Genomic DNA, 13,713 nt, shown 5'->3' on the forward strand with positions numbered 1-13,713 from the left:
CATCGGAGCCTCTATCAAGGAAGTGCGTCATCGGAGCCTCTATCAAGGAAGTACGTCATCGGAGCATCCCCACAAGGAAATGCATCAACGGAGCCCCTATCAAGGAAGTACGTCCTCGAAGCACCCACCCTTCGGCTCGCCCCCCCTACTTATAGGCAAAACAAATTAAGTTCATAGTTTCTGTATCTTGGTCAATATAGGCGGAAGTATGTTACAACAGTAACTAGAAGATATTGAGCATGGTGCTCATAATGAAGGAGTGACAACGGATGTCAGAAACGAAGAAAATCGCCGTGATCGCCGGGGACGGCATTGGTCCTGAAGTGGTGGCGGAAGCGGAAAAAATTATAAAGCGTACGGAAGAAGTATTCGGCTATTCCTTTACAACCGAGCATGCCCTGTTTGGCGGCATCGCCATTGACGAGAAGGGGACACCGCTGCCTGAGGAGACGCTGCGCGTATGCAGAAGCGCCGACGCTGTTCTGCTTGGCGCTGTAGGCGGGCCGAAATGGGACAACAATCCGAAGGAACTGCGTCCGGAAACCGGGTTGCTTGGCATTCGCAAGGAGCTGGGCCTGTTCTCGAACCTTCGCCCGGCCGTTATTTTTGACTGCTTGAAGGATGCATCGACGCTGAAGCCGGAAGTGCTTGAAGGAACCGATCTGATGGTCGTGCGCGAGCTTACCGGGGGCATTTATTTCGGCGAGAAGTTCAGACGTGAAGGCGCAGGCGGCGAAGAGGCGGTAGACACCTGCGTGTACAATACGGCCGAAGTCGAGCGCATTGTTCGCCAGGCATTTGAAATTGCCCAGAAGCGCCGGAAGAAGCTGGCTTCTGTTGATAAAGCAAACGTGCTGGAAACGTCCCGCCTGTGGCGTGAGACGGTCAACCGGATCGCTCCGGAGTATCCGGATGTCGAGCTGGAGCATGTGCTCGTTGACAACTGTGCGATGCAGCTGCTTCGCCGCCCGGCAAGCTTCGATGTTATCGTGACAGAGAACATGTTCGGCGATATTTTGAGTGACGAAGCAGCGATGCTGACCGGCTCGATCGGTATGCTGGCCTCCGCTTCGATGGGCGAAGGCGCCTTCGGTTTGTACGAGCCTGTGCACGGGTCCGCACCGGACATCGCCGGCCAAGGCCTGGCGAATCCGATTGCCACGATTCTGTCGGTAGCACTGATGTATCGCCTGACCTTTGGTTATGCCGAAGCAGCCGATGCGATTGAGCGGGCGGTTTCGGAAGTGCTGGATGCCGGGCATCGCACGGCGGATATCGCGACAGACAAGAGCAAGGCGCTGAGCACAACCGAGATGGGCGATCTGATCGCTGCTGCGATTCGCCAATAACACGAATTTAATTATAATCATTTTAAGATGATAGTTTTTATAATATTGACTTGGGAATAGTGGGATGATAACATTTTTAGTGAGACGTTTAGAACAGCAACAATGCGTAGACACTAGTAATGTTCTCATACAGATATTGATGAGGATGTCAATCATCGCCCATCGCTTGGTCTGTCAGCCGGTGCAAGTCAAGCCGGAGCATCCGGCCCGGGCGCTGTCATTTTCCGAAGTCAGTCACCCCTCATGATCTGTTCTTTCAGACCATGAGGTTTTTTTTCACCGGAGAACAGGAATTATGGTGGGAAAAAGAGAATCTTATGTTTAAATGCAGCCGTCTTGTTGAATTATACTGTATACAATAGAAAACTAGTCATATCGGCCTAATTTTCAAGGCGATGGTTGAGCATGCAGGAATTATAGACGCTGAAAGCGAATACAATAACTTGAAATGGCCGAGTATGATTCGAGGAGGGTGAACGGTATGAGTTTTTGCTGCGGGGCTAGTATGATGGGTACAAAAGGTACGCTTAAGCATTATCGGACTCAAGTACATAATGTTCCCCTGCTTTTCTGTCCGGTTTGTCACCGGGTCGAGGTTCATTATCGGGTAGAGAACGAATATGAGATTTTGGCGGAATACGCCCATGGGGACGGCGCTTCCCATGTCGATTTCCAGGATTATGTGATGGAGGATGAGGATTCCATCTTCGAGAATGTTGTCAACCGCGAGTCGGAAGATCCGCTCACGGTCGTACAGAATCAAATTGATATGTCGCTGGATCTGCTTGCAGTTGCCAAATGGATGAAGGATGAAAAATGGCAAGGCGAATTAAAGAGGCGCTTGGCAGTGATGAGTCAACGCAGACTTCGTCTCCAGCAGCAGCCATAGATTGAAACTTCCGAAGCCTCGTTTATGACCGAGGCTTTTTTAATGTTTCATTTTGGGATTTTTGGGTAAATAATGTATGTTAGTTTGCTAACAGGGCCAAATGATGGGGTTGTCGCTATTTCATCATACATAAATGCTTGGGAGGGCATGATAGAGGGTCCATTATTCGACAGGATTTCTGATTGACGTTTGCGCATTGAGTTGCCTATCATGGAGAAAAACCAATGTTAGCAGCGTCTTAGCTGTTTTTGATTCAAGGACAAGCTGATTTTTGTGGGTCGCATGCATGTTGTCGTGGTGAGTTCTACTTTTTTGAGAAAAGGGGGGGCCATCTTGTTGAGTCAAATTCGTGAATCGGAGCTGCAAGCGATTCGTTCCTTTCAATCGAGTCAATTGATTAGGAACAAGTATGAGAATATATTGGAGAATCTGGATAGCGGGATCATCCTCTTTGATGCGGATGGAGTACTGACGTTTGTTAATGTGCAGATGGCAAAGCTGCTGGGCGTGCCCAGAAAGTCGCTAACCGGCTGCACGCTCACACAGCTGCTGCGGCATCCGCAGTTGTCCAGGTTTAAAAAGAAAAAGATACTGAGATTGTTTCGTGAGACGATCTTCCATCGAAGAAGGTTTCATGAGCTGGTTGATGAGTATGGCCGCTCCTGGCTGATAACGATGACTTATGGTGACCAGATGGAAGGGGATTTTCTGATCAGTGTTAAGGATGTGTCTGATTTTAAGCAGATTGAGCAAACGGCTTACCAGAACGATAAGCTGGCTATGCTTGGCAAAATATCAGCATCCATAGCTCATGAAATCCGAAATCCTCTGACATCCATCAGAGGATTTATTCAGCTTCTGCGCCCCCATTTGGTTACGCTTGGCAAGGACGAGTATGCCCGAATCATATTGACGGAAATTGATCGCGCAAATGATATAATATATGAGTTTTTGAATTCATCCAAGCCTTCCGCACCGGAAACGACCGTCATCTCGGTGTCCTCTCTGCTCAAGGAAGTAGTGCTGCTCACCGAGAGCGAGGCGCTGATGAAGGGGTGTCAGATTATATTACATACTGACGAAGAACCGCCCACCTTTATATCGGTCGATGTGAAGCAGATTAAACAGGTCATTCTGAATATTATTAAAAATGCGCTGGATGCCATTGATGAAAGAGAGCATGATGATGTGTCAGGCCGAATTGAAATCTCTACGCAGCTCAGAGATAAGCATGTCAACATTTGCATCTCGGACAACGGCGGAGGCATGGATCAAAATACGCTCAATCATCTGTTCAACCCATTCTTTACGACGAAGGAAAGCGGTACAGGCCTGGGCTTATCTGTCAGCTACCGCATCATCAAAAACCATGGCGGCTCCATCTCTGTGGACAGTCAGGTTGGAGCAGGAACCGAATTTGTCATTACATTCCCCAAGCTGCACATGCCGGAAATTTAATATAATGAAGAAAATCCAAGCTGTTCCGAGAGGAATGGCTTTTTCTTTGCTGCCCTATGCTGCTGCTCTATAATGCCCCTGTGGATGTTGGTACCTGAGCACTTTTCGCAGCAGGTGTGCCGCTTATATTTAGATACGATGTCCGAGCACCCGGCGTTTCGCCATTTTTGCTTTGATTTTTGCCGGGGCTTCAAGTATTATGAATAGAAAACTTGCCGAGAGGAAGTGTAACGACGTGATCAAGAGCAGTCACACGAAGATCGTAGATTGTACGATTCGAGATGGCGGATTGGTGAACAACTGGGATTTCAGTGTGGAATTCGTTCAAAATTTATATGCCAGCCTGAATGAGGCCGGCGTGGATTATATGGAGATTGGTTACAAGAACTCGCCGAAGCTTCTGAAAGGGGCGGATTCGGCGGGACCGTGGCGTTTTCTTGATGATGACTTTTTGAGAGAGGTTATCCCGCACAAGGGGAAAACGAAGCTGTCCGCTCTGGTCGACATTGGCCGTGTGGATGAGGATGATATTTTGCCGCGTGAAGAGAGTCTGCTTGATCTGATCCGCGTCGCCTGTTACATCAAAGATGTGGACAAGGCGCTTGATCTCGTTCAGACCTTCCACGAACGGGGATATGAAACGACCCTGAACATTATGGCTCTCTCCAATGTGATGGAGAATGAGCTGCTTGAGGCGTTCGAACTAATCAAGGAAAGTGTAGTGGACGTTGTATACATCGTCGATTCCTATGGCAGTCTGGACCACAAGGACATCGAATATCTGGTCAACAAGTTCAAGACGCATCTGCCGAACAAGCGGCTTGGCGTACATACCCATAACAATATGCAGCTGGCGTTCTCGAATACACTGGTGGCTGCAGAGCTTGGCGTTGAGCTGCTGGACGCCTCCGTATACGGCATGGGACGCGCGGCGGGCAACTGCCCGACGGAGCTGCTGGTCACGCATCTGAAAGGGACGAAGTATGAGCTGCGTCCAATCCTTGATATTATTGAACGCTTCATGATTCCGCTTCGCGAACAGGTGGAGTGGGGATACATCATCCCGTATATGGTGACGGGAACGCTGGATGAACACCCTCGCTCGGCCATGGCATTGCGGGCGTCGGAGGACAAGGATAAATTTGTGGACTTCTATGACAAGCTGACGACACCGGAAGTGACGTTTGAACCGAAGAAAAAGTCCTGAGGACCAGCTTGTGGTCAAGATCGAGGATCGAAGATCGGCTCGCAACCGAGTCCTGATCTTCGATCTTTTTATTCTGAATCCCAATAAAAAATGGTTGAAATTTATTTCTCAGCGTGGTATATTTAATTTTGTCGTTAAGAACGGCGCTTCATCATGACGGGACGTAGCTCAGCTTGGTAGAGCACCTGGTTTGGGACCAGGGGGTCGCATGTTCAAATCGTGTCGTCCCGATTCGTTTATGCTTTTGATATGAGCCCCGCAAAGGTAATGAGAGGTTCACTGCGGAGTTTACATCACTTTTGTGGGAATATGCGGGTGTAGTTCAATGGTAGAACTCCAGCCTTCCAAGCTGGTAGCGTGGGTTCGATTCCCATCACCCGCTTAACGGATAGAAGAAGAGAATCCCTTGCTGTAGCAAGGGATTCTCTTTTTGTTTTCTGCTGGTATGGTTTGCGGCAGCTTCCACTAAGGGGGCAAGTCGTGGGGCAGATGCAGTCCTAACTTCAAGCATCGCTTTCTGGCCATATGGAACTGCCCGCCGATATCTGTCGGCGGGCAGTTAGCGTTGTGCTCCAATCCTTGAACGGCGCTTACAACGACCGCGCGTGATAAGGAGCATCGCCGACGTACAACGGAACGTTGAACTAATCAGGCCTTTCTCGCTTTGGTCACTTTGAGATTGTAGCGCCTGCCGTAGGCGCGGCCGTAAGCGATTATTCTCGGAAGCATGCGCGGGTTCGGCAGCAGTGTGAACGGCTTCGGATCCGGAATCGTATTGACCTCGAGAATCCAGGGATTAAGCTTCCGGTCTAAACAGATATCCAGCCCCAATTCGTTCAGCTGCGGATACTTTGAGCTGAGTGTTGCCGCGGTTTTATAGGCCAGGCGGTTCATGATGCGGAGCAGGTACGGCGTTCGGCTTGTGCCGGCGCGTGGGGCGAGCAGAGCGGATGGTTCATAGATGGTGCCGCCCTGGCTTCCGTTCGTGACCGCCTTCCCCGGGTGGGCTAGGCGGCCAAAGATGCCTGTGCATTCCCAATCCCGCTTCGGATTTCGCTGAATCATCACCCGAAAATCGAAGGGTCTTCCCTTGTGCCTCAGCACATGGATGCCTTTCTGCACCACATATGGCTTACGCCTGGTGTGTGGGGCGAGGGCGGCATACATGGCATCATAACTTCTGAATTCGCTCACTGCGGTCCCGGCATGAAATTTGTAGTGCTGCGGATGCTTCTCGACCCGGATCACCCCGTTCCCCTGGGAGCCAAGATTGGGTTTAATATACACCATGCCGTATTGATTGAGCATGCTGACAAGTGTGCTGCGGTTCATCCACCGGAGGGTCGGCAAGCGCTTGGCCAACCCCGGGTGTGATTGCATCAGCGCGTGAGCATGCATTTTGCCTTTGATCAGTCTGCGGGCCAAATGATGTCCCTTCTTTCCATATAAACTGGCCACTCTTACCGCTATTGTATGCCCAGTCAATCGGGAGGTGTGGTTCCCCGCCCATTCGATAACTTATTCCGTCTCGTCCGGGAATCGTTATGCCAATCAGTGATGAAAGACAGGTTAACGGGGTGAGTGTCCCATACGGGAATTCACCTATTTGCATATGATGTTGGGAATGGGTAAACAGTTTGGTCAGGAAGGAGCTTCCCTTGTGATCACGCCGGAAGAACTGGAGACAGTGATCGTTAAAGTAGCTGCCTGCTGCCCCTGGTACGTTCCGTGGGCAGGTCTGGACGTTCGCAGCGAAATCGGAGCTTTAGCACAGCTTCCCTTCGTTACGTCCCCGGTGCTGGAGCGCCACTATTACACGGCAGACAATATGCTGGCCACCCGCCCCGGGATTTCAGAATATCGAACGTCGGGCACAAGCTCGGGCAGACGCAAGTCGATATATTACACACCGTCGGATGAAGACGCATATCTGCGGATCAAGCGGGACGTGTACCGGACGATTCTCGGTTCCGGTAGCTACCGGACTGCACTAGCCGATATGGGGACGGGGCATGCCGAGGCGACGGCGGTGGAAGTATTCAGGCAGCTTGGCATGAAGGCCGAGTCGATCTCCTACAAGCTTCCGATTGCCCGGCATCTGGAGAAGCTTCAGAGCTTCCGCCCGGAGGTGCTGTATACGATGCCGTCCATACTGGAACGAATTGTGCTGGCATCGCCGAACCCTGCGCATTACGGGATACGGCAAGTCATACTGGTCGGCGAGATCGCTTCGCCCGGGTGGATTGCGGGGGTTGCCGAACGCCTCGGTCTGCCGACAGCGTGCATCACCGATACGTATGGCTCGATTGAGATTGGCACGATGGCCTACTATTCCCATCAGCTTGGGCGATACCTTCTGACGGAAGGGCTTATGGCGGAAGGGATCGGGACGGAGCAGCTCGGCCAGGGCATCGACCCGCTTCCTCCAGGCGAGCAGGTACTGGTGCTGACATCTACCGTCAGGGAGGCCTTTCCTGCTATCCGCTATGTAACATATGATGTTGTCCGTGATCTACGGCCGATCATGGTCGATGGGATGAAGCGAATGAGCTTCCACAGCGTGGTCAAGAGGATCGGGCCGGATCTCAAGCATGGTGAGAAAATCAGCATTTATGATATCGAGGACATCGTCTATCGCCATCTTGGTCAGGTTGTTATCCGGGTTCATATGGATGTACACGGGCTTACCGTGTACGTGGATTCTGGCGGTAGCAATGGGGCAGCGGCTCCTGCTATTCCTCAATCCCAACTGGACGCTGTGCGAGACGAACTGGAGGAACGAATACCGGAGATCAGTGCCATGGTCCGCGCAGGGCTGGTCGGCCGAATTCAGGTCGTCGCCGGCAGTCCGGAGGGGGGCGGTGCGCATGAGGCCGTCAAGCTTAAAAGAATATATTATGACAAATGAGGGAGCGCAGATGAAACTGGAAGGCGGCATTGCAGATGTTATCGGCAGAACCCCGCTGGCAGCCCTGTCAAGGCTGTTTCAAAATGAGCCGTTTCATGTGTACGGGAAGCTGGAGGGGATGAATCCCGGCGGCAGCGCCAAAGACCGTCCGGCCTTATATCTGCTCAGGGAAGCGCTGAGGCGGGGCGACATTACCGCGCAAAGCGTTGTGATTGAATCCAGCTCAGGCAATCTGGCAATCAGCCTTGCTCAGCTATGCCGGCTGCTGGGCTTGCGCTTTATCTGTGTAGTGGACCCCCGGACGACGGAGCAGCATAAACGCATCATCCAAAGCTACGGCGGGGAGATTGAGCTCGTGTCTGAGCCGGATCCGGAAACGCGTGAATTCTTGCCCGCACGGATCAAGCGGGTGCAGCAGCTGGTAGCCGAAATTCCGCATGCCTATTGGACGAATCAGTACGCCAATCCGGATAACAGCCTGGCTCATGCAGAGACGACCATGCGGGAAATCGGGGAGGCTTTGGGGCCGGTCGATTATCTTTTTTGCGGTGTAAGCTCCTGTGGAACCCTCCGTGGCTGCGCGGATTTTATTCGTTCGAAAGGCTGGAATACCACGATTGTGGCGGTCGATGCTGTTGGAAGCGTTATATTTGGCGGAGAGAAAAGCTCACGCGCTTTCCCGGGGCTCGGGGCCGCGCTCGTTCCGGGATTGTACCGGCCGGATATGGCTGACCTGGTGCAGCATGTAACCGACCGCGAATGTGTGGAGGGCTGCCGGCTGCTGCTGCAACACGAAGCCATTATGGCCGGCGCATCTTCCGGCGGCGTCATATCCGCCATCCTCCGCATGCGCTCAGCCATTTCGCCGGGGGCGGTTTGTGCCGCGATTCTTCCGGACCGGGGCGAGCGCTATCTGGATACGGTATATGACGATGCGTGGGTGAGGCGTGTGCTGGGCTTTGATCCGTGTGTGGTGGAGGGATGAACGGCATGCTGTATTTAAATGATCATCATATTCGGGAAGCGGGGATCGACTGGCCTGTTTTGACCGGAGTAATAAAAGAGGTTCTGCGCACCGAAGAGGAAGGGGATACCGTTCGGCCGCTAAAGCCTTACTTAAGATTTCAGAACCCGCGGAACCGGATCATTGCTATGCCCGCTTATGTTGGAGGGGACGTCAAACTGGCCGGGATCAAGTGGATTGCCAGTTTCCCGGACAATCCAACGCATGGGCTGCCGCGAGCTCATAACACGGTCATATTGAACGATACGGATACGGGGCAGCCGGTGGCTATTGTTCACAGCGGGCTGCTTAGCGGACTTCGGACGGCGGCAGTTAGCGGGATGATGCTGCAGGCTTACATGGAGATGCAGGGCTGGCCTGACGTGGCGTTGGGGATCATCGGCTGGGGGCCGATTGGCCAGCTGCATCTTCGCATGTGCGCCGCTTTGCTCGGGATGAAGCTGAAGCGGGTCTTCCTCTATGATCTGAAGGGCGTTGACGTATCAGCGGTTCCTGCTGAATTGCGTCCGCTCACGGTGGTGGCTCAAGACTGGCGCGAAGTTTATAGAAATTCGGATGTTTTTGCTACATGTACTGTCTCTAACGAACGGTATATCAATGAACGGCCGCGTCCAGGGATGCTGCTGCTCGGCGTGTCCCTGCGTGATTATGCTCCGGACAGCGTGGCCCATATCGCTACGGTGGTCGTGGATGACTGGGAAGAAGTATGCCGGGAAAACACGGATATCGAGCTGCTGCATACGCGCTTTGGCCTACAAAAGCGCGACGTGATTACCCTGGCTGATGTTGTATTGCAACGGAAGCTGCTGCAGACCGATCGGCGGGAGCCGGTGTTCTTCAACCCGATGGGGCTTGCAGTTTTTGATATTGGAATCGCCGGTTACTATTGGAAGCGTGCAACGGCACTTGGCATCGGTACTCGTCTTCTGGTATAATGAACGCAAATTCCAAGAATGTGAGGTACTATCGTCCGATGAAGTAAGTACACCTATCTTTTTATTAAGCGACAGCTGCACAGGTTTGTTAGCAGACGCTTACTCTACGGTGGTAGAGGGGAAGATTAGGTGTGCCCGAAGGATGAGACTCACAGCTTGCAGGAGCTGGAATTGCATTCATTCATAATCCCTGGATAGCAGTGTATTCTTTCTCATGGAACTCCAGCGGGAGTAGACATGATGCCTATTTGCTTTGGACTTATGGCAGAGATCACACGCCAGGCCGGTCACCTTACATCATTCCTCTTATCCGCCGCAGACAACTGTCTGCGGTTTTTTAGCGTTTATTCCCGCCAAATGGAAAGGATGATGAGGCATGACCATCATATTGAAAGCAACGGATCTGCGAGTTGAGCTGGTTGGCAAAATGATTTTTGAACATGTGAATTTGGAGATCGCTGAAGGGGAGCGGCTTGCGCTGTTCGGGCGAAACGGCTGCGGCAAGTCGACCCTGCTGTCCCTGTTGACCGGAGAGCGTGAGGCTGCTGGTGGGCGCATCGACATCCGCTTGCCCCGCTCGGCCTGGGGCTGGATGGAACAGGAGCCGTCCTGGGGGGATGCGAGTGTGCTGGAAGCCGTCCGGCGCAAAAGCAACGAGGCGCTGTCCCGGCTCAAAATGGAGCTGGAAGAAACGGAGCGGAAGATGCAGACGGATGAGTCTTCCGTCGATGCCGAGGGGACAGATATTCTGGAGCGATATGGCCTTCTAATGGAAAACTACGAGTCGCTTGGCGGTTTTCAGTGGGAGACGGATGTGGAACGCTTCCTTAGCTTGATGGGTATTGGAAGCCAGCTGTGGGACGCTCCTTTTCACAGTCTGAGCGGCGGTCAGAAGACAAGGGCGATGCTGGCGTCACTGCTGATCCAGGAGCCGCGGTTCTTACTGCTCGATGAGCCGACCAACCATCTGGACCAGGAAAGCCTGCTGTGGCTGGAGCAGTGGCTGCAGGAGTATAAAGGGACGGTGCTGTACGTCTCCCATGACCGTGAATTTATCGACCGCACGGCGACCGCTGTCTGCGAGCTTACCTCTGCCGGACTAAAGCGCTACAAGGGAGGCTATACCGCCTACAGGAGAGAGAAGGAGCGTGAGCTCCGGGAGCAGGAGGCGCTGCATCGCAAGCAGGAGCAGGAACGCAAAGCGCTGGAGGAATCGATCCGGCGGTACAGGGAATGGTTCCACAAGGCGCATAATGCTGCCGGAGATCAAGAGGTCAAGATTACCGCAAGCTTTTACAAGGCCAAGGCCAATAAAAATATATCCCGCTATCATGCCAAGGAAAAGGCGCTTGAGCGGCTGGAGTCGGAGGCGGTCAGAAAACCGAAGGAGGTCCGGAAGCTGAATATGAAGCTGACTGCGGAGGAGCTTGGGGCCAAAACGCTCGTCCGGGTGGAGGATATGTCGTTTTCCTACGGTGACCGCAGGCTGTTTGACCGGCTTAGCTTTCAGGTGAACCGCGGGGATCGGATTGCTGTGCGGGGAGCGAACGGAAGCGGCAAAACGACGCTGCTGAAGCTGCTGCTCGGGCAGCTGGATCCGCAGGAGGGGAAGGTGGTGCTCCATCCGGCGCTGAACATCGGGTATTTCTCCCAGGAGCTCGACAACTTGGACCAGGAGGCTACGCTGCTGGACAGCCTGCTCGTCTTGCCCGAGATGACCCAAAGCCAGGCTCGAACACTTCTCGGAAGCTTTCTGTTCAGCAGGGATGATGTGTACAAGAAGATTGGAGATCTCAGCATGGGTGAAAAATGCCGTGCGGCTTTTCTGAAGCTGTACTTCAGCGGCGCGCATCTACTGGTACTGGATGAACCGACCAATTACCTCGACGTGGATACCCGGGAAGTGATTGAGAATGTGCTGACCTCCTTTCCGGGAGCGATGGTGCTGGTCTCCCATGACCGGTATTTGATTCGCCAGGTGGCGAATCGCCTGCTTACGCTGCAGGATGACGGCCAGCCGGCCTGGTTTGAAGGCACTGTGATGGAGGAAGAGGAGCAGGCGGCCCGTACCACGGTGATCCATGGAGACACTGGCAAGGATAATCGGCGCATGGAGCTGGAGTACCGCATTCAGGAGCTGCTACAGGCTGAACCGGCTGAGGCTGAGGTGGAGCAGCAGCGCATTCGCGAAATTCGCGCGCTGCGTGAAGAGCTGGGCGCCATGCAGGCTAACAAATCAAAAAGATGAATTTGATCTTGGCCTCGTGCGTGAATGGATGAGGCTGTTGCCTAGGCGAGCATGGCGGGCGCTCTTTTTTGTCCTTCTGTCAGGATATGCGCTTGTCATGGAGGGCAATAATGAATATAATGAGACATGATGTTTATATCCAAATGCAATGATGGAGAAGAGTAAGCAGTGCTTCTGTACAGGGAGAAGATGCCATGGATTGAAAGTATCTTCACGGAATCAGGCTGCTGAAGTTCGCTCCGGAGCAGTCCCCTGAACACGGCCGGGCGCCGGTCAGTAGGGGGTAACGGGTCCGATTCGTTACGTCGGCAAAGTGAGCATGCGCATTGCTGCGAATCGCTTGGCGTCAGGCAGTAAGCCGTTCAGGCTGAAGCTGTATCAAGCGGAGGCTGAAGCCAGCCGTTCGTAAGGTGATGGGCGTGTGTGAATTAGGGTGGTACCACGGTCTTTTCGTCCCTTGCGGGAGAAAAGGCCTTTTTTGATATAGGCAAGCTTAGAAGGTTGGAAGGACCCGGCTTCCTTATATCACAACACAAATTCCGCTTCCGTGTGAGGGCGCGGTCTGTTTTCCGGGAAAGTGGTTCTGTCCTTGATGATGTTAACGAGCCGAAGCTTTACGAGTTTATGAAGGGGTGTGCAAACAGCTATGAAAGAGAAATTGGAAGCATTGAAGCAGGCGGCTTTGTCCGAGCTGCAAGGCGTTAGTGATCCGCAGCAGCTGAATGATCTGCGGGTGAAGTATCTTGGCAAAAAAGGGGCGCTTACCGAAATTTTACGCGGTATGGGCCAACTTAGCGCAGACGAGCGTCCGGTCATTGGACAAGTTGCCAACGATGTACGCGGAGCGATTGAACAGGTGATTACCGAGAAGCAGGAGGCGTTCCGCGCCAAGGAGACCGAGGAGAGACTTCGCGCCGAGAAGATTGATGTGACGCTGCCTGGGCGCAAATTAACCCAAGGAGCGATTCATCCGCTCAGCAAGGTTATCCAAGATATCGAGGATATTTTTATCGGCATGGGCTATCGCGTCGCGGAGGGCCCGGAGGTGGAGACTGACTATTTCAACTTCGAGGCGCTTAATCTGCCGAAGAACCATCCGGCCCGTGATATGCAGGATTCCTTCTATCTAACAGAGGATCTGCTGATGCGGACCCAGACTTCGCCGGTACAGGCGCGCACGATGCTGGCAATGGCCGGGGAAGCGCCGGTGAAAATCATTTGTCCAGGCCGTGTATTCCGCCGGGATGATGATGATGCGACTCACTCCTTCCAGTTCCACCAGATCGAAGGGCTGGTCATCGGTGAGAATATTCGCATGAGTGACCTGAAGGGAACGCTGCTGCAGTTCGTGCAGGAGATGTTTGGCGATAATACGCGCATCCGCCTGCGTCCGAGCTTCTTCCCGTTCACGGAGCCAAGTGCCGAGGTGGATGTGTCCTGCGTGAGATGCGGCGGCAGTGGCTGCAGGGTGTGCAAGCATACCGGATGGCTTGAAATTTTGGGCTGCGGGATGGTTCATCCGAAGGTGCTGGAGATGGGCGGATATGATCCGCAGAAGTATAGCGGCTTTGCTTTCGGCATGGGGGTTGAGCGCATCGCGATGCTTAAATACGGCGTGGATGACATTCGTCACTTCTTCAACAATGACATGTCATTCCTGAATCAGTTCGCACGGATCTAACTTTAACGACAAGG

Annotated in this window: 10 protein-coding genes and 2 tRNA genes; 11 read left to right on the forward strand and 1 reads right to left on the reverse strand. The window is 53.1% G+C overall.

The genetic code is table 11. From position 1 onward, the window contains the following. Positions 1 to 269: 269 nt before the first annotated feature. The 6 genes from leuB to CHH67_RS16585 all read left to right on the forward strand — a co-directional run bounded on the left by leuB (position 270) and on the right by CHH67_RS16585 (position 5,285). Positions 270 to 1,349: a 3-isopropylmalate dehydrogenase gene (gene leuB / locus CHH67_RS16560; protein WP_095266317.1), complete on the forward strand. Its 1,080-nt coding sequence runs from the start codon at positions 270 to 272 to the stop codon at positions 1,347 to 1,349. A 481-nt stretch (positions 1,350 to 1,830) separates the two neighbouring features. Beyond that, positions 1,831 to 2,238 carry a hypothetical protein gene (locus CHH67_RS16565; protein WP_095266318.1) on the forward strand — a complete coding sequence of 136 codons (408 nt, stop codon included), beginning with the start codon at positions 1,831 to 1,833 and terminating at the stop codon, positions 2,236 to 2,238. Positions 2,239 to 2,571: 333 nt separating this feature from the next. Next, the gene (locus tag CHH67_RS16570) at positions 2,572 to 3,696 is read left to right on the forward strand and encodes an ATP-binding protein (protein WP_095266319.1); all 1,125 of its coding nucleotides are present in this window, start codon (positions 2,572 to 2,574) and stop codon (positions 3,694 to 3,696) included. A 199-nt stretch (positions 3,697 to 3,895) separates the two neighbouring features. Continuing rightward, on the forward strand, positions 3,896 to 4,903 hold the full coding sequence (locus CHH67_RS16575) for an aldolase catalytic domain-containing protein (RefSeq protein WP_155617880.1): 1,008 nt from the start codon (positions 3,896 to 3,898) through the stop codon (positions 4,901 to 4,903). 157 nt (positions 4,904 to 5,060) lie between these two features. Further along, positions 5,061 to 5,134, forward strand: a tRNA-Pro gene (locus CHH67_RS16580). Between the two features lie 80 nt (positions 5,135 to 5,214). Then, positions 5,215 to 5,285 (forward strand) — tRNA-Gly (locus tag CHH67_RS16585). A 266-nt stretch (positions 5,286 to 5,551) separates the two neighbouring features. On the opposite strand, the gene CHH67_RS16590 is transcribed toward CHH67_RS16585, so the two are convergent. Beyond that, complete coding sequence (locus CHH67_RS16590) at positions 5,552 to 6,328, reverse strand: YheC/YheD family protein (protein WP_095266321.1); 777 nt, start codon at positions 6,326 to 6,328, stop codon at positions 5,552 to 5,554. Between the two features lie 199 nt (positions 6,329 to 6,527). Between CHH67_RS16590 and CHH67_RS16595 the strand changes: the two genes are divergently transcribed. The 5 genes from CHH67_RS16595 (at position 6,528) to pheS (ending at position 13,699) form a co-directional block, all read left to right on the forward strand. Next, positions 6,528 to 7,811 (forward strand): phenylacetate--CoA ligase family protein, encoded by a 1,284-nt coding sequence (locus CHH67_RS16595; RefSeq protein ID WP_230875653.1) that lies wholly within the window; start codon positions 6,528 to 6,530, stop codon positions 7,809 to 7,811. Beyond that, complete coding sequence (gene sbnA / locus CHH67_RS16600; protein WP_095266417.1) at positions 7,801 to 8,796, forward strand: 2,3-diaminopropionate biosynthesis protein SbnA; 996 nt, start codon at positions 7,801 to 7,803, stop codon at positions 8,794 to 8,796. The genes CHH67_RS16595 and sbnA overlap by 11 nt, the downstream gene beginning before the upstream one ends. 5 nt (positions 8,797 to 8,801) lie before the next feature. Further along, positions 8,802 to 9,770 carry a 2,3-diaminopropionate biosynthesis protein SbnB gene (locus CHH67_RS16605; RefSeq protein WP_095266419.1) on the forward strand — a complete coding sequence of 323 codons (969 nt, stop codon included), beginning with the start codon at positions 8,802 to 8,804 and terminating at the stop codon, positions 9,768 to 9,770. Between the two features lie 376 nt (positions 9,771 to 10,146). Beyond that, on the forward strand, positions 10,147 to 12,018 hold the full coding sequence (gene abc-f, locus CHH67_RS16610; protein WP_095266322.1) for a ribosomal protection-like ABC-F family protein: 1,872 nt from the start codon (positions 10,147 to 10,149) through the stop codon (positions 12,016 to 12,018). Between the two features lie 646 nt (positions 12,019 to 12,664). Next, positions 12,665 to 13,699, forward strand: a complete 1,035-nt coding sequence (gene pheS, locus CHH67_RS16615) for a phenylalanine--tRNA ligase subunit alpha (protein WP_095266323.1) — start codon at positions 12,665 to 12,667, stop codon at positions 13,697 to 13,699. Positions 13,700 to 13,713: the final 14 nt, after the last annotated feature.

This window comes from Paenibacillus campinasensis (genome assembly GCF_002272015.1).
Taxonomy (GTDB): Bacteria; Bacillota; Bacilli; order Paenibacillales; family Paenibacillaceae; genus Paenibacillus_AQ; species Paenibacillus_AQ campinasensis.

What these genes read in the sequence shown, in the direction of transcription:
- leuB (WP_095266317.1), top strand. Translation starts at nt 270, where the DNA reads ATGTCAGAAACGAAGAAAATCGCCGTGATCGCCGGGGACGGCATTGGT.
- CHH67_RS16565 (WP_095266318.1), top strand. Translation starts at nt 1,831, where the DNA reads ATGAGTTTTTGCTGCGGGGCTAGTATGATGGGTACAAAAGGTACGCTT.
- CHH67_RS16575 (WP_155617880.1), top strand. Translation starts at nt 3,896, where the DNA reads ATGAATAGAAAACTTGCCGAGAGGAAGTGTAACGACGTGATCAAGAGC.
- CHH67_RS16595 (WP_230875653.1), top strand. Translation starts at nt 6,528, where the DNA reads ATGGGTAAACAGTTTGGTCAGGAAGGAGCTTCCCTTGTGATCACGCCG.
- sbnA (WP_095266417.1), top strand. Translation starts at nt 7,801, where the DNA reads ATGACAAATGAGGGAGCGCAGATGAAACTGGAAGGCGGCATTGCAGAT.
- CHH67_RS16605 (WP_095266419.1), top strand. Translation starts at nt 8,802, where the DNA reads ATGCTGTATTTAAATGATCATCATATTCGGGAAGCGGGGATCGACTGG.
- abc-f (WP_095266322.1), top strand. Translation starts at nt 10,147, where the DNA reads ATGACCATCATATTGAAAGCAACGGATCTGCGAGTTGAGCTGGTTGGC.
- pheS (WP_095266323.1), top strand. Translation starts at nt 12,665, where the DNA reads ATGAAAGAGAAATTGGAAGCATTGAAGCAGGCGGCTTTGTCCGAGCTG.